19 protein-coding genes are annotated in these 20,774 nt (G+C 73.2%); 7 read left to right on the top strand and 12 right to left on the bottom strand.

Translation table 11 applies throughout. The annotated features are described in order from the left end of the window. Positions 1–65: 65 nt before the first annotated feature. Together BLW57_RS28955 and BLW57_RS28950 are read right to left on the bottom strand one after the other, a co-directional pair. Positions 66–2,114 (bottom strand): FUSC family protein, encoded by a 2,049-nt coding sequence (locus BLW57_RS28955; protein ID WP_176985769.1) that lies wholly within the window; start codon positions 2,112–2,114, stop codon positions 66–68. A gap of 244 nt (positions 2,115–2,358) precedes the next feature. Beyond that, positions 2,359–3,126, bottom strand: coding sequence for a nucleotidyltransferase domain-containing protein (locus BLW57_RS28950; protein ID WP_093478521.1), 768 nt, complete (start codon positions 3,124–3,126; stop codon positions 2,359–2,361). 290 nt (positions 3,127–3,416) lie between these two features. Between BLW57_RS28950 and BLW57_RS28945 the strand changes: the two genes are divergently transcribed. Together BLW57_RS28945 and BLW57_RS28940 are read left to right on the top strand one after the other, a co-directional pair. After that, the gene (locus BLW57_RS28945) at positions 3,417–3,836 is read left to right on the top strand and encodes a RidA family protein (protein WP_093478520.1); all 420 of its coding nucleotides are present in this window, start codon (positions 3,417–3,419) and stop codon (positions 3,834–3,836) included. Beyond that, positions 3,833–4,291, top strand: coding sequence for a GNAT family N-acetyltransferase (locus BLW57_RS28940; RefSeq protein WP_256339614.1), 459 nt, complete (start codon positions 3,833–3,835; stop codon positions 4,289–4,291). The genes BLW57_RS28945 and BLW57_RS28940 overlap by 4 nt, the downstream gene beginning before the upstream one ends. Before the next feature lie 123 nt (positions 4,292–4,414). On the opposite strand, the gene BLW57_RS28935 is transcribed toward BLW57_RS28940, so the two are convergent. Next, positions 4,415–5,122, bottom strand: coding sequence for a uracil-DNA glycosylase (locus tag BLW57_RS28935; protein ID WP_093478518.1), 708 nt, complete (start codon positions 5,120–5,122; stop codon positions 4,415–4,417). 154 nt (positions 5,123–5,276) lie between these two features. On the opposite strand from BLW57_RS28935, the gene BLW57_RS28930 reads away from it, so the two are divergent. Beyond that, on the top strand, positions 5,277–5,996 hold the full coding sequence (locus BLW57_RS28930; RefSeq protein WP_093478517.1) for an RNA-binding S4 domain-containing protein: 720 nt from the start codon (positions 5,277–5,279) through the stop codon (positions 5,994–5,996). 264 nt (positions 5,997–6,260) lie between these two features. Here the strand turns inward: BLW57_RS28930 and BLW57_RS28925 are convergent, their stop codons facing one another. Then, complete coding sequence (locus BLW57_RS28925; RefSeq protein ID WP_256339613.1) at positions 6,261–6,956, bottom strand: class I SAM-dependent methyltransferase; 696 nt, start codon at positions 6,954–6,956, stop codon at positions 6,261–6,263. A 62-nt stretch (positions 6,957–7,018) separates the two neighbouring features. After that, a complete protein-coding gene (locus BLW57_RS28920) occupies positions 7,019–7,930 on the bottom strand; it encodes an acyltransferase domain-containing protein (protein ID WP_093478513.1) in 912 nt (303 codons plus the stop codon). Positions 7,931–8,108: 178 nt separating this feature from the next. Here BLW57_RS28920 and BLW57_RS28915 point away from each other — a divergent pair, with 178 nt between their 5' ends. Next, on the top strand, positions 8,109–8,441 hold the full coding sequence (locus BLW57_RS28915; protein WP_093478512.1) for a DUF6343 family protein: 333 nt from the start codon (positions 8,109–8,111) through the stop codon (positions 8,439–8,441). Between the two features lie 37 nt (positions 8,442–8,478). On the opposite strand, the gene BLW57_RS28910 is transcribed toward BLW57_RS28915, so the two are convergent. From BLW57_RS28910 to BLW57_RS28900, 3 genes are all read right to left on the bottom strand, one after another. Next, complete coding sequence (locus tag BLW57_RS28910) at positions 8,479–8,859, bottom strand: tetratricopeptide repeat protein (RefSeq protein ID WP_093478510.1); 381 nt, start codon at positions 8,857–8,859, stop codon at positions 8,479–8,481. 71 nt (positions 8,860–8,930) lie between these two features. After that, positions 8,931–9,557 carry a dephospho-CoA kinase gene (gene coaE / locus BLW57_RS28905; protein WP_093478509.1) on the bottom strand — a complete coding sequence of 209 codons (627 nt, stop codon included), beginning with the start codon at positions 9,555–9,557 and terminating at the stop codon, positions 8,931–8,933. A gap of 208 nt (positions 9,558–9,765) precedes the next feature. Continuing rightward, positions 9,766–10,704, bottom strand: coding sequence for a PAC2 family protein (locus BLW57_RS28900; RefSeq protein ID WP_093478507.1), 939 nt, complete (start codon positions 10,702–10,704; stop codon positions 9,766–9,768). 256 nt (positions 10,705–10,960) lie between these two features. Between BLW57_RS28900 and BLW57_RS28895 the strand changes: the two genes are divergently transcribed. Continuing rightward, on the top strand, positions 10,961–11,920 hold the full coding sequence (locus tag BLW57_RS28895) for a right-handed parallel beta-helix repeat-containing protein (RefSeq protein ID WP_093478506.1): 960 nt from the start codon (positions 10,961–10,963) through the stop codon (positions 11,918–11,920). Positions 11,921–12,133: 213 nt separating this feature from the next. Here BLW57_RS28895 and rpsA read toward each other — a convergent pair whose 3' ends face one another. Beyond that, entirely contained in the window at positions 12,134–13,627 is a 1,494-nt protein-coding gene (gene rpsA, locus BLW57_RS28890; protein ID WP_093478504.1) for a 30S ribosomal protein S1, read from the bottom strand. A 312-nt stretch (positions 13,628–13,939) separates the two neighbouring features. Here rpsA and BLW57_RS28885 point away from each other — a divergent pair, with 312 nt between their 5' ends. Then, entirely contained in the window at positions 13,940–14,824 is an 885-nt protein-coding gene (locus BLW57_RS28885) for a class I SAM-dependent methyltransferase (protein WP_093478503.1), read from the top strand. 93 nt (positions 14,825–14,917) lie between these two features. After that, positions 14,918–17,476 carry an ATP-dependent helicase HrpB gene (gene hrpB, locus BLW57_RS28880; protein WP_093478501.1) on the top strand — a complete coding sequence of 853 codons (2,559 nt, stop codon included), beginning with the start codon at positions 14,918–14,920 and terminating at the stop codon, positions 17,474–17,476. Here the strand turns inward: hrpB and BLW57_RS28875 are convergent. The 3 genes from BLW57_RS28875 to BLW57_RS28870 form a co-directional block, all read right to left on the bottom strand. Further along, positions 17,466–18,467, bottom strand: a complete 1,002-nt coding sequence (locus BLW57_RS28875) for a cell envelope lipid trafficking protein PgfA (protein ID WP_093478500.1) — start codon at positions 18,465–18,467, stop codon at positions 17,466–17,468. The two genes, hrpB and BLW57_RS28875, sit on opposite strands and share 11 nt — an antisense overlap. Positions 18,468–18,494: 27 nt before the next feature. Then, positions 18,495–18,629 (bottom strand): SPW_0924 family protein, encoded by a 135-nt coding sequence (locus tag BLW57_RS40635; protein WP_107423677.1) that lies wholly within the window; start codon positions 18,627–18,629, stop codon positions 18,495–18,497. Positions 18,630–18,800: 171 nt separating this feature from the next. Beyond that, complete coding sequence (locus BLW57_RS28870) at positions 18,801–20,564, bottom strand: lytic transglycosylase domain-containing protein (RefSeq protein WP_093478498.1); 1,764 nt, start codon at positions 20,562–20,564, stop codon at positions 18,801–18,803. Between the last annotated feature and the right edge of the window lie 210 nt (positions 20,565–20,774).

Genomic DNA, 20,774 nt, shown 5'->3' with positions numbered 1-20,774 from the left:
AGCCGGCTCTCCTGCAACTGCCGTACGGCGACCGGGACATCGATGAGACGGCCGCGCGGCCGGGCTCAGGCGGCGGGTGCCGGCGCCCGCATCCCCTGGAGTTCCAGCTCGGTCAGTGCCGCGCGCAGCTGCCGCACGTGGCGGGGGGTGAGGCGGCCGGTGTCGTCGAGGTGGACGGCGCAGGCCGTCGTCGTGTCCACCAGCCGTTCCAGCACCTCCGCGACGGCGTCCGTCCCCTCGGTGTGCCGGGCCAGGGCGGGCAGTTCGGCGGCGGCGAGCGCGATGGCGGTACGGGCCTCCGCGAGGGTGCGGTAGGCCTCCCGGCGCAACGCCCACCGCTCCGGGCGGTCGTCACACCCGGCGGGCGCCCCTGCCGTGGGCCCGTCCCCCGCCGGCCACGCGGCTCGACCGGCGGGTTCTTCCTTCGCCGGCCACGCGGCTCGACCGGCGGGCTCTTCCTGTGACCATCGCCCGGCCAGGTCGGCGGGCCCGCTCGGCGTCCTCCGCTCGGCCCCGTCGGCGGGGTGGCCGGGGTCGCCGAGGACGTGGGCGAGGTAGGCGTGCGCGGCGGTACCGGCCGTGGCGAGGCGGGCCTTGACCGCGCCGCCGCGCCGGCCCGGCACCGGCAGATGTCCGACGACCAGCACGAGCGCACAGGCCAGGAGCGTTTCGCCGATCCGGCTCACGGAGGCCTGCGGCTCCCCGCCGACCATGACGAGAGCGAGCACCAGGACGGTGATGACCGCGGTCAGGGCGGCGAAGTGCCGGACGGCGACCGGTACCAGCGCCCCGCACACCGCGACCAGCAGGAACAGTCCCGCCGGGCGGGGCAGCAACGCGGCGAGACCGGCGAAGACCAGGGCGCCCAGCACGGTCCCGGCGGCCCGGCACAGCACGCGCGAGGCGAGCGGTCCGAGATCGGGCTTGACGAGGAAGACGGCGGTGACGGGCAGCCAGTACCAGTGCTGGTGGTGCCCGTACCAGCGGGTGTGGTGCAGCATCTGGGCGATGGCGGCGCTGCCGCCGAAGCAGAGGGCGACCCGCAGCCCGTACTCGCGGCCACCGGCGCCGAACACGGCCCGCGCCACGTCGCGGACGCTCCGACGCCTGGCGATCAGCCGGTGGTGGGCGCCCTCGGCCCGGTCGAAGGCCTGGGCCGCACGCAGCAGGGCGTCGTCGAGGGCCCGCAGGGCGGGCGTGACGGGGGCCGCGGCCCGCAGGTGCAGCCCGGCACGGGGGACGCGGGGAGCGGGCAGCGGTCCGGCCGCCGTGTCGCCGCGGACGGCGGCGGCGAGCCGCCGGGGCCCTTCGGACGCCCTGGCCGCGACCGGCTCCCCCACCCAGAAAAGCGCGGTCGCGGCCTCGGCGAGGGGCAGCGCCGCCGCGTACTGGGCGTGCAGCCGGCGCTCGGCGGCCGAGCTCGCGTGCCGGCGCAGCCGGGGTCCGTCGAGTGCGTCCTGCGCGTGGTCGAGGGCGGCGGTGAGCGCGGCCCGCCGGGCGGTGGCGTGGGGGCCGCCCGCGGCGTCGAGGAGCGCGGCGATCGCGTCGTACACGTCGGCTACCGCCGCCCGCTCCCCGTCGAAGCGGAAGTCACCGGAGGGCGAGCCGGGCGAGGGCAGGGCCAGCCGCAGCAGCATCAGCCAGCCGGCCCCGGCGAGGAAGGCGAGGGCCCGCTGCCAGCCGCTCTCCGCGGCCGGCATCCCGGCGCCGAAGGCGACGGCGACGAGGAGCTGGGTGCCCGCGGCGCTGGCCACGGGTCCGACCGCGCTGACGCCGCCCGCGACCAGCCCGAGTCCGGTGAACGCCAGGGCCAGCGGTACGGCCGTCATCCCCTGCCCGGCGTACGTGCCCACGAGCAGCCCGAAGGCTCCGGCCAGGGCGGGCACCCCGAGGCGCTTGACGGAGGCGCGGCGGCTGCCGGGACGGTCGTTGATCCCGGCGAGCATCGCGGCGACGGCGGCGAGCACCCCGACGGACGTCCGTCCACCGAGGACACCGGCGAGCAGCAGCGGCCCGACGGCGAACGCGCCACGGGTCACCGCGCTCCAGGGGACGGGGCCGCGCTGGGCACGGAAGGCGTGGGCGAGCCATGGGGGTGCGGCGGGCCGGGACACAGGGCTCCTGTTCGTACGAGGGAAGGGGTGGGCCTTCGGACGACGGTGGCCGGACGGATCCCACGAGGGGCTCTCACGCGGCCGGCACCCGCTGGTGCCGGGCGTGGTGATCCCCACGGTAGGGCGCGTTCCACGAGCGAACGGGACGATCACGTTTCAGGGAGGTGAAACCTGCCCGGAGGGGCCGGTTTCTTTATGAACGCAATTCCGCTGTACCGTCCATTTTTCCATGAACACAAAGCCGTCATGACCGCAGCGCCCCGGCGATGATCGCCTCGGCTTCGGTGACGGCGGGGACGAGCGTCCCGGGGGCGGGCCGCAGCGCGCCCAGCACCGCGTCGACCGCGCGCAGTCCAGCTCGCTCCAGGAGCCTCTTCTCGTTGGTCACCCACTCGCCGCGTGCCGCGAGTACGGCGTGGGCGGCCTGGGCCGCGGCCGTGGCGACGGCTCCCGCGGTCTCCGTGAGGCGGCCGTGGGGAGCGTGGTTGTCCTTGGCGTAGGCGAGGGTGGCGCGGGCGGTGCCGCCCCAGCGCTCCGCGGCGGTGGCGCGCAGCCTGTCCGGGTAGCCCGCCGGGCGGGGCAGGTTCCCCCTGAGGACGTGGTTGACGGCGAGTTCGGCCACGATCAGGTAGGTGGGGATCCCGGCGAGGTGGAACAGCAGCGGCTCCACCCGGAACCGTCCCTCCGCCGCCTCCGCCAGTTCGTGCTCGACCACGTCCAGGTCCCGGTAGTGAACGTCGACCCGGCGTCCGTCGACGGTCAGCCAGGCCCCGCCGTTGAAGACGCCCCCTCCCCAGCCGCCGACCTCGGACACCTCGCCCTCCCACCCGACGGCCCGCAGATCGCCGGGATCGAAACGGCCGCGGTAGTACACGGCCAGGTCCCAGTCGCTGTCGTCCCGCTGGGTGCCCTGGGCACGGGAACCGCCGAGGGCCACGGCCTCCACGGCCGGCAGCGAGGCCAGACGGTCCGCGGTGGTGGAGAGGAAGACTCGGTCGGGAAGGGCGGGCATGCTCGACGGCCTCCTGTGGGGTGCGCGGGTGGGGAGCGTAGGGGGTGGGCGGGGTGCGGGGCGAGCGGATTCGGGCGGGTACCGCGTGTCCGCCGCCGGAAAAAGGGATGCGCGGGACGGTGCGCCCCGCCGATGATCGGGCGAGGGCCTCGGCCTGCCGGCCGCGATCCCTGACTCAAGTCGCCCGCACCTGGGCCAGAAGGCCGAACTCCGAGATCGGGCGGACGCCTCGGCCCGGCCCGCCTCCGGCACCCCGAGCCGGACTCCGCCCCCGACCCCAAGGAGCCGCCGTGATCCGGCGAGTGACCGCGCCCGGACTCTTCCCGCCGCCCACGTACTCCCACGCCTCCGTCGTCGAGGCGGGCACGAAGCTCGCCTTCCTCGCCGGCGCCGTGCCCCTCGACGAGAAGGGGGAGGTGGTGGGCCCGGGTGACCCCGTCCGGCAGGCCGAGCGGGTGATCGCCAACCTCCGCGAGCAACTGCGTGCGGTCGGGAGCGACCTGGAGCACGTGGTCGTGACCGAGGTGTACGTCGTGAGCGGCGAGCCCTCGGTGCTGTCCGCGGTGTGGGAGGTCGTGGAGGAGTCGGGGCTGAGCAAGGGCCCGCACTCGTCCACGCTGCTCGGCGTCGCCTGCCTCGGGTACACCGGCCAGCTGGTCGAGATCACCGCCACGGCCGTGGTGCCCGAGCGGGAAGACGGCAGCCGGTGACGGCCGAGGGAGTGGTGCTGCGCCGCGCCACCGCGGCCGACGCCCGGGCCGCCGCCGACGTCTGGCTGCGGTCCTTCACCGCCGCGCTGCCGACGGTCGTGCGGCCGCGCACGGACGACGACGTACGGGACTACATCCGGGACGTCGTGGTGCCGCTGCGGGAGACCTGGGTGGCGGAGGCCGCCGGAACCGGGATCGTCGGCCTGATGGTGCTGGACGGGGAGACGCTGTCGCAGCTGTACCTGGACCCCGACTGGCGGGGGCGGGGCCTCGGGGACCGGTTCGTCACCCTGGCCAAGGAGCGCAGCCCCGACGGACTGGTCCTGTGGACCTTCCAGGTCAACGAACCGGCCCACCGTTTCTACGAGCGGCACGGATTCACCGCCGCCGAGTTCACCGACGGCAGCGGCAACGAGGAACGCGAGCCGGACGTGCGCTACGTCTGGCGGCCCTGAGGGGCGCAGCGGGGCCGGCCGCCCCGAGGCTGTCCTCGACCTGGCCGCGGGAGCCATCGAGGGTGGTGACGACGCCGTGGCGCAGGTGAGCCCTGCCGTCCGTCCCCGGCCAAGGAGGAGCGGTCACGGTAGTCGTCTCGGTAGTCCGGCCGCGTCCGCCGCCGTGCGCAGTACCTCGCGGAGCATCTCGGTGGTGAGGCGCCCGGTGAAGGTGTTGCGCTGGCTGACGTGGAAGCAGCCGAAGAGGTCAAGGCCGTCGAGGGCGACCCTGGTGCCGTGGGCGAAGGACGGGCGGGGACGGGGAACGGTCCAGCCCGCCTCGGCGAACGCGGGCAGCGCGGCCTGCCAGCCGAAGGCACCGAGGACGACCGCCGCCCTCAGCGTGGGGCGCAGCAGCTTGAGCTCCTGGACCAGCCAGGGCCGGCAGGTGTCGCGTTCGCCGGGGGTCGGCTTGTTGGCGGGCGGCGCGCAGTGCACCGGCGCCGTGACCCGGACGCCGTACAGTTCCAGGCCGTCGTCGATGCTCACGGAGGTGGGCTGAGAGGCCAGACCGACGTCGTGGAGAGCCTGGTAGAGCACGTCTCCGGAGCGATCCCCGGTGAACATCCGGCCCGTGCGGTTTCCGCCGTGCGCGGCCGGCGCAAGCCCGATGATCACCAGCCGGGCGTCCTCGGGACCGAACCCCGGCACCGGCCGCCCCCAGTACGTCCAGTCGGCGAACGCGGCCCGTTTGGTCCGGGCGACCTCCTCGCGCCAGTCGACCAGCCGGGGGCACGCCCCGCAGTCCGCGACACGGCGGTCGAGCCGGGCGAGGGCACTGCTGTCGTCCATACCGCCACCGTATGCCCCGGCCGGGCGACCCGACGCAGCCCCGACGCAGCCCCGACGGACGAGGCGGTCACCCGCACGGCCCCCGATTCGGGCGCGTGCTGCTTCGCGGGAAATCCCGTCCGGGTCCCCCGACTCCTGGAGTTAAGGTCGGGACATGGCTTCCGAGGATGCGGACGAGAACGTGAACGGTGGGTCCGGCACGCCGGACGGGACGAGCCCCGCCCAGGGTGTCCAGCGCTCCGACGCCGATACCGACGCCTCCGCCGACCAGCCGCTCGATCCGAAGACCGCCGCCGCGGTGGCCGCCGCCGAGGCCGCTGGGGCGGCCAACGGGGAAACGGTCCGGATCGACAGCTGGATCTGGGCCGTGCGGCTGATCAAGACGCGTTCCCTGGGGGCCGCCGCCTGCCGTGGCGGCCACGTGCACGTCAACGGCGAGCGGGTGAAGGCCGCTTACTCCGTGCGCATCGGTGACGAGGTGCGCCTGCGGAACGAGGGCCGGGAACGGATCGTGATCGTCAAGCGGCTGATCCGCAAGCGGGTCGGCGCGCCCGTGGCCGCCCAGTGCTACGTCGACAACTCGCCTCCGCCCCCGCCGCGGGGGGCCATCGCCCCCGCCGGTCTCCGCGACCGCGGCGCGGGCCGCCCCACCAAGCGGGACCGCCGCGAGATGGAGCGCCTCCGCGGCCTCGCCGGCCCGCCCGGCCCCTCCGGTTCCCCGGACTTCGGCGGCGTCCCCGGACTCGGAGGGCACGGTGGACCCGGTGGATCGGGTTCCTCCCGTGGATCCGGTGGACGAGGGAGTGGACGAGGCACGCCGCGCGGATCCGGTGGGCCGGGCGGTTCCCACGGATCGGGCGGACGTTCCCGCTGAGCCGGTCCACTCGCCGGCCGCGCCCGGAAGACGGCGGGTGTCCGTACCGCCGAGTGCCTGGCCGGCGGACTCCGGCCATGGCCCAAGGGGCCGCCCGGGATCGGGGAGCAGCGGACGCGCCGGCAAAGGCACTGCCGACGCACCCGGGAATCGCGAACGCATCACTGCCGTCGACCGGACCCCCGCGCCGGGCCGACGGCGGTGATGCCGGTCGGTGCGCTCACCACCGCCGTACCGGCGCAGCAGGCCGCACCCCCGCCACGCCTAGACCGTCGGCACCGCCCTCACCCACATGCCGTCGGGTGTCAGATAGGTGGCCACCTCCAGTCCCGCCTCCGCCAGGGCGGATTCGAACTGCTCCTTGGTCAGGGGCCGGGAGAGGAACGTCTGCGTCCAGACGGCGTCGGGGAACACGTACTCGGCGCGGACCGAGTGCACCCCGTCCCCGACGGGCTCCGCCGAGGCGATGCGCACGGTGAAGCCGCTCGGGTCGACCCGTTCCCGGGGGATGTTCGTGTGGTAGTCCCCGCCCTCCCGCTGGATGAGCACGCAGCCGCCGTGTGCCACGTGCCGGGCGCACGTGCGCAGGAGGCCTCTGCGGACCTCCTCGTCACCGGTGTGCACGAGGAACGACGCGAGCATCACCACGTCGTAGCGCTCATCGCCCAGGTCGAGGTTTTCTATGGGGCCGCATATGGTGCGCGCTCCGCGGATCCGGGCGAGCATGTCCGCGGACTCGTCCACCGCGGTGACCGTGAAGCCCCGGTCCAGCAGGGCGTGGGTCACCCGGCCCACTCCGCTGCCCAGTTCGAGAATGTGAGCCCCTGCCGGTATCGCGGCGGCGACGATGTCCGGTTCCTCGCCCACCGGCAGCCGCGCGTACAGCTCGACCGCGCAGCCGTCGGGAGTGATCGCACCGGGGCCCGTGCCCTCGTATCCCTCACGCATTTCGACTGTCATGCCTGAACAACGGGTGGTGATCGGGGGGCCGTTCCCGTCCTGGGTTGGTTCACTCGTTCGAGCTATTCGGTGTGGAGCGGGAACCATCCGTGCCCGATGTGCCAGTGGCCGCCCATCCGCAGATGGTCGCCCACGGCACGTTCCACGGAGGTGCGGCGGGGCAGTTCGGCCACCGGCAGGTCAGGGTCCCCGAAGACGAACTGGACGGGTTCGCTGTCGGCGGGCTCGGTGTCCTCGCGGGCGGTCCGGAAGCGGGACTGGAACCGGACGATGTGGGAGTCCGCGGGCAGGTACCGCGTCAACTGCGGGTCGAGCAGCCAGGAATGGCATGCGACGGCCTTCGGCCGTTCCTCGGGGAAGTGGCGGGTGAAGAAGGTGCGCGCCAGGGCCAGCGCGCGATCGCACGCGGACGGGGTCAGCGGGCCAAGGAAGTCGGGGATGTGCAGCAGCAGGCAGGCCCCGCCGGGCGCCGCGTCCGTCCCGCGCGCGGCGAGCGCCTGTGCCGTGCGCCGGCCGAGTCGCGCCCGCTCGAACTGCAGCCGCCCCAGCTGGTACAGCTCGCCGCGGAAGTGACGGGCCGGCCAGCGCGGTGACTGGAGCCCGGCTCTGCCGTGCCGCCGGCGGTGCACCGCGATCTGGCGGCCGAGGTCGGCCAGGGTGCGCCGGGTGATCTCGGCCGGGATGCCGCGTTCACGCTGGTGGGCGAGGGTGCGGGGAAGCGCGGCGAGGAAGACGTACACGGGGAAGCAGTCGGTGAGCTCGGCCGGCGCGGAGGCGAGCAGGCCGCCGAGGTCGGGGGTGCGTCCCACGTCGTCCAGGTCGCGGAAGAGTTCCTCGACGCACGCCTCCAGCAGGCGCAGTGTGCCCGGGTCGCCGCTCACTCGGCGTCCCAGCGCGACGAGTTCGTTGATGTCCTCGTGCGGTACGGCGAGGTCGAGCAGCAGGTCGGGAAGGTCGTCGGCGTCCGGCAGCACGGTGGTTCCCCCTTCGGTGAACGGTCACCTACTCGATGTGCGGCGAGCGCGCACGTCCGCCCCGTCCGGGGCCGGGCGGGGCGGGGGCGCCGGGTGCGGGTATCGGGGGTGCGCTCTCGCCGGGGCGTTGTCGCGCATCGGCGTCGAAGAGTACGTTGCAGGGAGGAGTGGTGATCCGATGCGTACGGGCAGTGAACCGGTGACCGCGCGCAGTGCCCTGCGGGCGCGGTTCTGGCTGAGCATGTGGGGACTGGTCTGGGCGATCTTCGGCACGGCGGCGTTCGCCCTCGCCGGGCGTCCCGGCTGGGCGGCCGCGTGCGGGGTGCTGTGGCTGGTGGTCACCGTCGACACGGCCATGATCCTCAGGCACCTCCGGCAGGGTCCGCACTATCAGCCAGGCCGTGACGTTCCGCCGTACCGGCCGCCGGATGCCGGACCGCCGCCCCCGGGGCCGTCGTCGTACCCGGGATCGCGGCCGTATCCGGGCCCGCCGAGGCACCGGCATCCGTGAGGCACCGGCGGCGGGTGACGGCGCCCGGTGACGACGGTCAGTCGTCGAAGTGGGCGGCCTTCAGGTACTGCGGGTTGGGGTCGAGCGCGGCCGCCAGCCGGAAGTGGCGTTTGGCCTGCTCGGGGCGGCCCTGGCGTTCGTAGGTGCGGGCGAGCGCGAAGTGTGCGAACGCGTTGTCCGGTTCGCGCTCCAGCACGATGGTGAATTCGAGTTCGGCGGGCCGCAGTTGCGCCGCGGCGAAGAAGGCACGCGCGCGGAGGAGTCGCGCGGCGGTGTTCTCGGGGTACGCGGCGATGACTCCGTCGAGCAGTTTCACCGCGCCCCGCGGGTCCCGTGCGTTGAGCAGATGCTCGGCGGCACGGAAGTCGATGACATGCGTCTCCGGTGTACGTCCGCTGGAACCGCTGGTCTCGGGCACGGCAGAGTCCTTCCCTCGCTCCGGCGGTTCAACGCCCGCGGACAGGGCCGTTATTCCGGACCGCCGTCCTGCTAAGGCCCGTCGCCTGACCTCTCCGCGCCTTCGGGTACCCGGCGCACGAGATCGTCCCACACCTCGGCGACACGCTTGCGCAGCGCGTCGAGCGGTACGTCGTTGTCGATCACGATGTCGGCGATCTCCCGGCGCTGTTCGCGCGAGGCCTGTGCGGCCATACGCGCGCGTGCGTCGTCCTCGGTCATTCCCCTCAGCCGCACCAGCCGGTCGAGCTGGGTCTCGGGGGTCGCGTCGACGACGACCACGACGTCGTAGAGCGGCGCCAGGCCGTTCTCGGTGAGGAGCGGTACGTCGTGGATCACCACGGCGTCGTCGGCCGCGGCGGCCTCCAGTTCCTGGGAGCGGGCGCCCACCAGGGGGTGGACGATCGAATTCAGGAGGGCGAGTTTCTCGGGGTCGGCGAAGACGATCGAGCCGAGGCGGGGCCGGTCGAGGCTGCCGTCGGCGGCCAGGACGTCCTCGCCGAAGGCCTCGGCGACGGCCGTGAGGCCGGGGGTGCCGGGTGCCACGACCTCGCGCGCGATGCGGTCCGCGTCGATCAGCACGGCGCCGTACTCCACGAGCAGCCGCGACACCTCGCTCTTGCCGGCGCCGATGCCGCCGGTCAGGCCCACTTTCAGCATGGTCGGAAGCCTAGACGTTCCCCTCAGGGGCTGGGGCGAGGGGTGCGGGCCGGTGGCGGCCGGTCCCGAGTGGCGGGGCCGCATGCCACGAGGAGAGGCCGCGTCCCACCACGAGGAGAGGCCGCGTCCCACGTGGAGGGTTCGCGTGCAGCTTGCCGAGGTCGCGTGCCACGTGGGCGGCGCGCCTGCGCCGGGGCGGCGCGTGCCGTCAGCCCTCGCCCTCCCGTTCCGCCAGGAACCGCTCGAACTCGCGTCCGATCTCGTCGGCCGAGGGGATGTCCGCGGGCTCGGCGAGCATGTTGCCCCTGGTCTCGGCGCCGGCGGCGGCGTCGTACTGGTGCTCTAGGCCCTGGACGAGCGCGGTCAGTTCCTCGTCGCCCTCCTGGACCTGGCGGTCGATCTCCGTCTGGGTGCGGTGCGCCTCGGTGCGCAGGGAGTGCGCGACGCCGGGCAGGACCAGTCCGGTGGCGGCGGTGATCGCCTCGAGGACGGTCAGCGCGGCGTCGGGGTAGGGGGACCTGGCGATGTAGTGCGGCACGTGTGCGGCGACGCCGAGGACGTCGTGTCCGGCCTCCATCAAGCGGTACTCGATCAGCGACTCGGCGCTGCCGGGCACCTGTGCCTCGTCGAAGGGGCTGCGGTGGCCGGGGACGAGGTCGGTGCGGTTGCCGTGCGGGGTGAGACCCACGGGCCGGGTGTGCGGGACGCCCATGGGGATGCCGTGGAAGTTCACGGACAGGCGGACGCCGAGCCGCTCCACGATCTGCTGCACGGCCGCCGCGAACCGCTCCCATTCCACGTCCGGCTCGGGGCCGGACAGCAGGAGGAAGGGAGCGCCCGTGGTGTCCTGGACGAGGCGTACCTCGATGGCCGGGACCTCGTAGTCCTCCCAGCGGTCCCGCTTGAAGGTCAGCAGGGGCCGGCGTGCCCGGTAGTCGACGAGCCGGTCGTGGTCGAAGCGTGCGACGACCTGGTGGGGCATCGAGTCGAGCAGGCGGTCGACGATCTGGTCGCCGGTCTCGCCCGCGTCGATGTATCCGTCGAAGTGGTAGAGCATGACAAGACCGGCCGACTCCTGGGCGAGCGCCATGTCGACGACGGCGACGCCCTTCGGCTCCCATGCGTACAAACCCTGCGGATCAAGCACTGTGACCGCTCCTCCTCGTGTCCAGTGGTGGTCAACGCGCGCTGGGGCGTGGGCATTCCCGCGCCGGCCCGCTGAGCAGGCATCTCGTGCGGGATCTCTTGACGCTCCGTCACATGGTCCGTACCTTCGCGAGCAGGGGTGTTCATATGAACATCCATCGTTCATGTATGAGATCGCCAAGAGATCAGCCTCGGAACGTCGCCGGAACGTCCGGAGTAGGACGTCCACGTCAGGAACCCGACAGGAAGGCACCCCCATGCGCACGCGTACGCTGCTCACCTCCCTGCTCGCCGCGACCGCCGCCACCGGCGGGCTCCTCCTCTGCGCCGGCCCCGCCCCGGCCGCCTCGACCATCGAGGTCGGCACCTCCGCACAGCTCAAGGCCGCTCTGGCAGGCGCCGGGCCCGGCGACACGATCCACCTGGCGGACGGCACGTACACCGGCAATTTCAAGGCGACCGCACCGGGCACCGCCACGGCCCGCGTCACCCTCACCGGCTCCCCCGGGGCCGTCCTCACCGCGAGCGGCGGCTACGGCCTGCATCTGAACGGCGCCTCCTACTGGACGGTCAGCGGGCTGACCGTGACCGGCGGCCAGAAGGGCATCATGATCGACGCGGCGAAGGATGTGGTCGTCGACGGGGTGACGGTGCACGGCCTGGACATGGAGGGCGTGCACTTCCGCACCTCCAGCACCGACAGCCTGATCAGGAACTCGCGGATCTACGACACCGGGAACGACGGCCGCGGCATGGGCGAGGGGGTGTACGTGGGCACCGCGAACACCCTGTCCGACCGGAGCGACCGCATACAGATCCTGGGCAACACGATCGGGCCGGACGTGGGCGGCGAGAACGTCGACATCAAGGAGGGGACGACCGGGGCGCGGATCGTCGGGAACACCTTCGACGGCAGCGGGCTGACCGGCGCCAACTTCGACGACTCCTGGGTCGACGTGAAGGGCAACGACGTCCTGGTGCAGGACAACACCGGCAAGAACACCACGAACGACGGCTACCAGACCCACACCCAGCGGTCCGGCTGGGGCTGCGGCACCGTCTTCAAAAGCAACAAGTCGACATTGACGGGCGCCGGGGGCTCCACACGGCTGGCGATCGACGTCACCAACGACAGCGCGAGCTGCCGGACGACGGTGTACGGCAACAACACGGTGACCGGCGGCAAGGGCCTGACGAACATCCCGGTCACCCCCTGACGGGGAGGCTCCTGGCGAGGGACATGGCGACTCCCCCGACTCGCCAGGGGCGCGGGGAACTGCGCGATCAGCCACCACATGCCCGGCAACCGACGACCGACCCGCCGACCCCGTCCCGTCCCGCCCGGGACGGGACGGGAACGCACCGAGGGGCCGTACCCCCGAAAGGTACGGCCCCTCAGCCGACTATCGGCTAAGCCTCAGCGGCAGCGTTCAGCTCTGGCCGCCGGCCAGCTTCTCGCGCAGCGCGGCAAGCGCCTCGTCCGAGGCCAGGGCACCGGAGGTGTCCGCACCCTCGGAGGAGTACGAACCGCCACCCGACGCGGCCGGAGCGGCAGCCTCGCCACCCTCGGCGGCAGCGGCAGCGTCGGCCTCGCGGCTCTTGATGACCTGCTGCTGGTGCTGCTCGAAGCGCTGCTGCGCCTCGGCGTACTGGTGCTCCCACGCCTCGCGCTGGGTCTCGTAGCCCTCGAGCCAGTCGTTGGTCTCGGGGTCGAAGCCCTCGGGGTAGATGTAGTTGCCCTGGTCGTCGTACGACGCGGCCATGCCGTACAGGGTCGGGTCGAACTCGACCGTCGCCGGGTCGGTACCGAAGGCCTCGTTGGCCTGCTTCAGCGAGAGGCTGATGCGGCGGCGCTCGAGGTCGATGTCGATGACCTTGACGAAGATCTCGTCGTTGACCTGGACGACCTGCTCCGGGATCTCCACGTGGCGCTCGGCCAGCTCGGAGATGTGGACCAGACCCTCGATGCCCTCGTCCACGCGGACGAACGCACCGAACGGAACCAGCTTCGTGACCTTACCGGGCACGACCTGGCCGATCTGGTGGGTGCGGGCGAACTGCTGCCACGGGTCTTCCTGGGTCGCCTTCAGCGACAGGGAGACGCGCTCGCGGTCCATGTCCACGTCGAGAACCTCGACGGTGACCTCCTGGCCGACCTCGACGACCTCGGACGGGTGGTCGATGTGCTTCCAGGACAGCTCGGAGACGTGGACCAGACCGTCGACGCCACCCAGGTCCACGAAGGCACCGAAGTTGACGATCGAGGAGACCACACCGGAACGGACCTGACCCTTCTGGAGGGTCGTGAGGAACGTCTGGCGGACCTCGGACTGGGTCTGCTCCAGCCAGGCACGGCGGGACAGGACCACGTTGTTGCGGTTCTTGTCCAGCTCGATGATCTTGGCCTCGAGCTCCTTGCCCACGTAGGGCTGGAGGTCGCGGACACGGCGCATCTCGACGAGGGAGGCCGGCAGGAAGCCACGGAGGCCGATGTCGAGGATGAGACCACCCTTGACGACCTCGATGACGGTACCGGTGACGATGCCGTCCTCTTCCTTGATCTTCTCGATGGTGCCCCAGGCACGCTCGTACTGGGCGCGCTTCTTCGAGAGGATCAGGCGGCCTTCCTTGTCCTCCTTCTGGAGAACAAGGGCTTCGATCTCGTCACCGACGGCGACGACCTCGTTGGGGTCGACGTCGTGCTTGATCGAGAGCTCGCGGCTCGGGATGACACCTTCGGTCTTGTAACCGATGTCGAGCAGGACCTCGTCCCGGTCGACCTTCACGATGACGCCGTCGACGATGTCGCCGTCGTTGAAGTACTTGATCGTCTCGTCGATCGCGGCGAGGAAGGCTTCCTCGTTACCGATGTCGTTGACCGCAACCTGCGGGGTGGTGGCGGTGGTCTCGGTGCTGCTCGTCATGTGGGAAAGGGCTCCGGTACGGACATTGAAGTCGTAGGTACTGCTACGCCGGGAGCCCGTATCGCTCTGAAGAAGCCGGACAGCCAAGGAAGCGCCCCACCAGGAACTGGTGATGGCGCCTCGACAACCGAGGGGACATACAACAGATGCGAGCGCAGCCTGCTACGTCTGAGGTGCGCAGGCCCGCAGCGCAACTTGTAGCATACGGGGGCAGCGGGAAAGGGTCAATGCGCGAAGGCGCACACCCGGGGCGGTTCGCCGCATTTCCGGCAGAAGAATCGTCCCAGGAGGCCACGTGGGCCCCCGGGCCGCCTGCACGACCCCCGGCGGGTTGGACGGAAGATTACGACGAGGGAGCCGATCATCCAAGAGCCGGAAGCGCACGAATCCGGGGAATCCGAGGGGTTCGAACCGGAGGCCACCCGGCGTGACGCCGGGGTCGCGGAGAGCAGCCGGGCGAACCGGGGCTGGTGGGACCGCAACGCCGACGAGTACCAGGTCGAGCACGGCACGTTCCTCGGTGACGACCGTTTCGTCTGGTGCCCGGAGGGCCTGGACGAGGTGGAGGCCGAGCTGCTCGGCCCGCAGGAGGACCTCAAGGACAAGGACGTGCTGGAGATCGGCGCGGGCGCGGCCCAGTGCTCGCGCTGGCTGGCCGCCCAGGGCGCCCGTCCGGTGGCCCTGGACCTCTCGCACCGCCAGTTGCAGCACGCCCTGCGGATCGGCGGATCGTTTCCCCTTGTCTGCGCCGACGCCGGCGCGCTGCCCTTCGCGGACGGCGCCTTCGACCTGGCGTGCTCCGCGTACGGGGCGCTGCCGTTCGTCGCCGACCCGCGGCTGGTGCTGCGCGAGGTGCGCCGGGTGCTGCGGCCGGGCGGCCGGTTCGTCTTCTCGGTGACGCACCCGGTCCGCTGGGCGTTCCCGGACGAGCCGGGGCCCGAGGGCCTGTCGGTCTCCGCCTCCTACTTCGACCGCACGCCCTACGTGGAGCAGGACGACGACGGCCGCGCGGTGTACGTCGAGCACCACAGGACGCTCGGCGACCGGGTGCGGGACGTCGTGGGCGCGGGCTTCCGGCTGGTGGACCTGGTGGAGCCGGAGTGGCCGACCTGGAACACCTCGGAGTGGGGCGGCTGGTCCCCGCTGCGCGGCAACCTGATCCCGGGGACGGCGATCTTCGTCTGCGAGCGGGACTGAGGCGGTTCCCGAGGGGGACCGGAGGCGGTTCGGTGAGCAACGGCCCGCACGCACGCGTGCGGGCCGTTCGCGTGCTCGTACGACACTGGGGGCGTGATCCGCTACGACGCCCTGGACGCGCTGCCCGTGCGCTCGGCCCTGCCCGCCCTGACCCACGCTCTGGAGGGTGACGGCACGGCCGTACTGGTGGCGCCGCCCGGCACCGGGAAGACGACGCTGGTGCCGCTCGTGCTGGCGGGGCTGGTCGGGGGCGGGCCCGCGCGGCGGGTCGTGGTGGCCGAGCCGCGGCGGATCGCGGCGCGGGCGGCGGCCCGGCGGATGGCGTGGCTGCTGGGCGAGCGGCCCGGTGAGAGCGTGGGCTTCACGGTGCGCGGCGAGCGGGCCGTGGGGCGGCACACGCGCGTGGAGGTCGTGACGACGGGCGTGCTGCTGCAGCGCCTGCAGCGCGACCAGGAGCTGACGGGTGTGGACGTCGTCGTCCTCGACGAGTGCCACGAGCGGCATCTGGACGCCGACACGGCGGCCGCGTTCCTGTGGGACGTGCGGCAGGCGCTGCGGCCGGAGCTGCGGCTGCTGGCGGCGTCGGCGACCACGGACGCGGAGGGGTGGGCGCGGCTGCTGGGCGGTGCGCCGGTGGTCGAGGCCTCGGGTGTCGCGTATCCCGTGGAGCCGGTGTGGGCGCCCGCGGCGCGTACGGTGCGGCCGCCGCACGGGATGCGGGTGGATCCGGCGCTGCTGGCGCACGTGGCGTCGGTGGTGCGGCGGGCGCTGGCGGAGCGGGAGGGGGACGTGCTGTGTTTCCTGCCCGGTGTGGGGGAGATCGCGCGCGTGGCGGGGCAGCTGGGGGATCTCGGTGACGTCGATGTGCTCCAGGTGCACGGGCGGGCGCCGGCCGCCGTGCAGGACGCGGTGCTGGCGCCGGGGCGGCGGCGCAGGGTGGTGCTGGCCACGTCGGTCGCCGAGTCGTCGCTGACCGTGCCGGGGGTGCGGGTGGTGGTGGACTCCGGGCTCGCGCGGGAGCCCCGGGTGGACCATGCGCGCGGGTTGAGCGGGCTGACGACGGTACGGGCGTCGCGGGCGGCGGGGCGGCAGCGGGCGGGGCGGGCCGGGCGTGAGGCGCCGGGTGTGGTGTACCGGTGCTGGTCCGAGGCGGAGGACGGCCGCCTGCCGGCGTTTCCGGCTCCGGAGATCGAGGTGGCCGATCTGACGGCGTTCGCCCTTCAGGCGGCCTGCTGGGGCGATCCGGACGCGTCGGGGCTGGCGTTGCTCGATCCGCCGCCGGGCGGGGCGATGGCGGCGGCGCGCTCGGCGCTGGCGGCGGTGGGGGCGGTGGACTCCGCCGGGCGGGCCACGGCGGTGGGCGGACGGCTGGCCCGGCTGGGTGTGCATCCTCGACTGGGGCGGGCGCTGCTGGACACGGCCGGGGCGGGTGCGCCGGTGGTCGCGCTGCTCTCCGAGGAGGTGCCGCGGGAGTACGGGGACGATCTCGCCGCCGCGCTGCGGCGGGCGCGGCGCGGGGGTGACGCGTACGCGGGGCGGTGGACCGCGGAGGTGCGGCGCCTGCGGGGTGTTTCCGGGGAGTCCGAGCGCCCGGCGGGGCGGCGCGGGCCGGAGGTGGCCGCCGGGGCGGGAGCGGAGACCGGCGGCATCGGCGCCGGTCCGGTCGCGGGGTCCGGCGGGGACGACGGGCTGGCCGGGCTGGTGTCCGCGCTCGCGTTTCCCGAGCGGGTCGCGAAGGCGGACGGGGGGTCGTACCTGATGGCCTCCGGGACGCGGGCCGAGGTGTCGGACGGGTCGGGGCTGCGCGGGGCGCCGTGGATCGTCGTCGCCGTGGCCGACCGGCCCGCCGGGAAGGGGCACGCGCGCGTGCGGCTCGGCGCCGCCGTGCCGGAGGACGTGGCGCGGGCGGCCGCGCGGGCGCTTATGGAGGAGCGCGAGGAGGTGCGCTGGGCGGACGGGGACGTCGTGGCCCGGCGGGTCGAGCGGCTGGGGGCGATCGAGCTGGCCGTGCGGCCGCTGAGGGACGCCGACCCCGCGCTCGTCCGCGCCGCCCTGCTCGAAGGTCTCCGGCAGGAGGGACCGGAGCTGCTGCGCTGGTCGCCGGACGCGGTGGTGCTGCGGCAGCGGCTGGCGTTCCTGCGCGCGCACCTCGGGGAGCCGTGGCCGGACGTGTCGGACGCGGCGCTGTACGCGCGCGTGGACGAATGGCTGGAGCCGGAGCTGGGCCGGGCCCGGCGGCGGGCCGATCTCGCCCGGATCGACGCCGGCCAGGCGCTCGCGCGGCTGCTTCCCTGGGCGAGCGGCGAAGCGGCGCGGCTGGACGAGCTGGCGCCGGAGCGGATCACCGTGCCCAGCGGGTCCAGGATCCGGATCGACTACCGGGACGCCGAGCGGCCGGTCCTCGCCGTGAAGCTGCAGGAGATGTTCGGACTGCGGCAGACGCCGGCCGTGGCCGGGGTGCCGTTGCTGGTGCACCTGCTCTCCCCCGCGGGGCGGCCCGCCGCCGTCACGGCGGACCTCGCCTCCTTCTGGGCGGACGGCTACCGGGGTGTGCGGGCGGAGTTGCGCGGGCGCTACCCGAAGCATCCGTGGCCGGAGGACCCGGCGGCCGCCGAGCCGACCCGGCACACGAACGCGCGGCTCAGGCGCTGACCGGCTCGGGTGCGGCCGTCTCGCTCGCCTCGGGGTCGTCCGGGTCCTTCGGGCGGCGGGCGCGGGCCTCCAGGCAGAGCGAGAGGGCGAGGAGCAGCAGGCCGAGGATCAGGGATCCCCAGGGGAGGTAGGAGGTGAGCATGAGGACCATGGTGCGGTTGTGCTTCACCAGGGCGACCGTGTGCTCGATGTAGTCCTCGCGCATCTTCACGTGTCCGGCGAAGGCGGTGACCTTGGCGCGGTCGCCGAGCAGGGTGCCGCCGCGCAGTTCCTCCCGGTGGATCTCCTCACCGTAGACGGGTGCGCCGGTGACGGGTTCGACCCAGAACCGGCGGACGGTGGTGTACCAGCGGGTGGTGCCGGTCCTGGCGACGGACTCCGGGGTGATGCCCTTGACCGGCATGGTCTTGGGCATGGGCACCTTGGTCCAGGGGATGGTCTGCTCGAAGTAGTAGACGTCCAGGCCGCGGAAGGTGCGGGTGCCCTTGTAGTGGATGGGGTTGGTGGTGCGGGTCTGCGCGTCGAAGTACTCGTAGTCCCGTTTCTGGGTGAGGAAGGGCCACTTGAACTCGATGCCGTCGCGTCGTACCGGGTCGCCGTCGACGGTCTCTCCGGTGGCGTGCACCGGGTCCTGACTGTGGGCGTCGAAGATGTAGCGCTCGGGGATGCGGGAGACCATCTTGCCGTCGGGGCCCTGGACGTAGGACAGACTGTCCCAGACGACGACGGGCCGGTCCGCCGTCCGCTCGATCCTCTTCGCGGCTTCCACGTCGCCCTTGAGGGTCTGGACGATGGTGACCTTGGAGACCTTCTTCGCCCGCATGGTGCCGTAGTCGAGGAGGGTGGCGTCCTTGGCCTCCAGGACCATGTCCTGGTACTGGCCGGCGGGGATCCTGGCCAGACGCGGGAAGGCGTACCAGCGCAGCAGCGGGGACAGCGCCGCGCAGAACACGGCGCAGGCGAGCAGGACCAGGCCGGCCTTGCGGCGCATTCCGGCCTCCCTCCCGGACGGGCGCGGCTACGGGTGCGCGGGCACCGTCGTCAGCAGCGGCTTGGGGGACGTGCCGCCCGTCGGTGCGCCCGTCGCGCTGATCGTGAGGACCAGGGCGAGCGCGAGGACGAGACCGGTCGCGGCGGCTGCAAGGGCGCGCATGCGGGGCCTCCCGGTGGACGGTCGGTGACCTGACCGGTTCCTGACGGATCGTCAGGTGAGGTCGTCAGGCACCGTAGCAACGGCCGGGCGAGATGAGAACAGCGGTGCACGCACGAACGAGGGCGCCCTCCCCGCCGCGGCGGGGAGGGCGCCCTGTCGTCGCGTGCGGCCTCAGCCGGAGGCGGACGGGCTAGGGGTGGTGCCCGGGGTCGTGCCCGGGTCGCCGGAGGAGTCCGCGGCCGGCTCGACCTTCAGCTCCACGGTGAGCGTCGCACCGCCCGTGGTGGTGACGCGGAGCAGGAAGGTGCCGGTGGTGTCGTCCGCGTACAGCTTCGGCAGGGTGAGCAGGCCCTTGCCGTCCGTCCGGAGGTCGGTGAGGGTGCGTACCGGCTTGCCGTCGGCGTCCTTGAAGTACGGGCCCTTGTCGTTCTCGGTGGCGTCGGTGTCGGACTTGATCAGGGTGGCGGTGGCCGCGACCTTGTCCGCGACGGCACCCTTGTACGTCGCCTTCAGCTGGACCTGGTCGGCGAACTCGCCGCCCGGGGTGCAGGTGAGCGGGGTGTCGCCGGTGCGGGCGAGGGTGTCGGCGGTGCGCTCGGTGACGGTGGCGGTGTAGTCGACGCCCTTGACCGAGCGGCCCACGACGGTCGCGGTGACCTTGAAGGCGCCGGTCTTCTCGCCGGCCTGGAGCGCCGGGGCGTGCGCGGTGCCCTTGGCGTCCGTGGCGACGGTGGCGACCCGCTCGCCGCCGGTGAAGGTGGCGTCGGTGTCCCCCGTGATGGTGAACCGGACCCTGACCTTGCCGACGGTCTTGCCGGCCTTGGTCTCGGCGCGGGTGCCGATGCGCTCGGCGAAGGCGTCTCCGGCCGTCGCGGTGAGCTTGGCCGTGCCCGCGTCCTCCAGGTGGTCCACCGTGTCGGTGGGCGTCTGCGGGGGCGTCGGCGGCACGGGCGGCTTCGGCGGGGCGGGCGGCTTCGGGCTCTCGCCGCCGCCGGGCTTCTGCGGCTTGTCGTCGGGCTTCCGGTGCGGCGGCTTGCCGGACGGCGGGTCCGAGGGCTTCTTCGGGGACGTGCCGTGGTGCGGGGTGCTGTCGTCGCTGCGGTGCTCCGGCACCGGGCCGGTCCCGTCGGGCACGGTGTGGGTGCCCTTGCGGTAGTACTCCACCCAGTTCAGGACGAGGTTCAGGTAGTCCTGCGAGTTGTTGTAACTGAGGATCGCGCTGTGCAGGCCGGCCGTGGCCGACATGTCCCAGTCGTTGCGGCACAGGTAGTGCCCGGCGGCGAGGGCGGCGTCGTAGATGTTGTTGGGGTCCGCCTTGCCGTCGTCGTTGCCGTCGCGGCCGGCCCAGGCCCAGGTGGACGGGATGAACTGCATGGGGCCGACGGCCTGGTCGTACCGGCTGTTGCCGTCGTACGCGCCGTGGTCGGTGTCCGGGATGAGGGCGAAGCCGTTGCCGTCGAGCTGGGGGCCGAGGATCCGGCCCAGTGTGGTGCCGTTCGCGTCGACCCGGCCGCCGCGGGCCTGACCCGACTCGACCTTGCCGATCGCGGCGAGCAGCTGCCAGGGCAGGTTGCAGCCGGGCTTGGAGGCGCGCAGTTCGGCCTCGGCCCGCTTGTAGGCGTCGAGGACGGTCGCCGGGATGCCGGCCTCGGAGCCGCCCCTGGTGACCGGGGTGCCGATGCTCGACGAGGGGCTGGGCTCGGGGCTGTTCAGCGGCGGCAGGTCCGTGTAGTAGGGCGAGCTGCCGGTGGCGTCACCGCTGGAGTCGGTGGTCAGGTCGGGTGCGGCGGTGGCGGCGCCGGCCGCGGTCTGTCTGCCGTGGTCCTCGCCGGTCGCTCCCGGAGCCTGGGACGCGGACAGAGCCGCGACCGCCGCCGCGGCCACGGCGGTGGTCGCCGCCCCCTTGCGCAGCCGACTGCCGAAATGCGCCGCCATAGAGTGAACCCCTCCCGTGGACGCCGCTGCGTCCGTCTCCGTCTGTCTGCCTCGCTCTGGTGTGACGGTTGACCCGGTGCTGTGGTTGCCCCTGTGCCGCCTTTGCCTTCGTGCGATGTGTGTTCGACCGTGCGCGCGGCACGGCGGACCCAGGTGACCCTACGACAACTTGCTTTGAGGGGGCACCGGTTCGCGCCCGATTTTCACCGG

It is taken from the genome of Streptomyces sp. 1222.5 (genome assembly GCF_900105245.1).
In the GTDB taxonomy this organism is placed as follows: Bacteria; Actinomycetota; Actinomycetes; order Streptomycetales; family Streptomycetaceae; genus Streptomyces; species Streptomyces albidocamelliae.
This window is presented reverse-complemented; position numbering and strand designations above follow the sequence as displayed.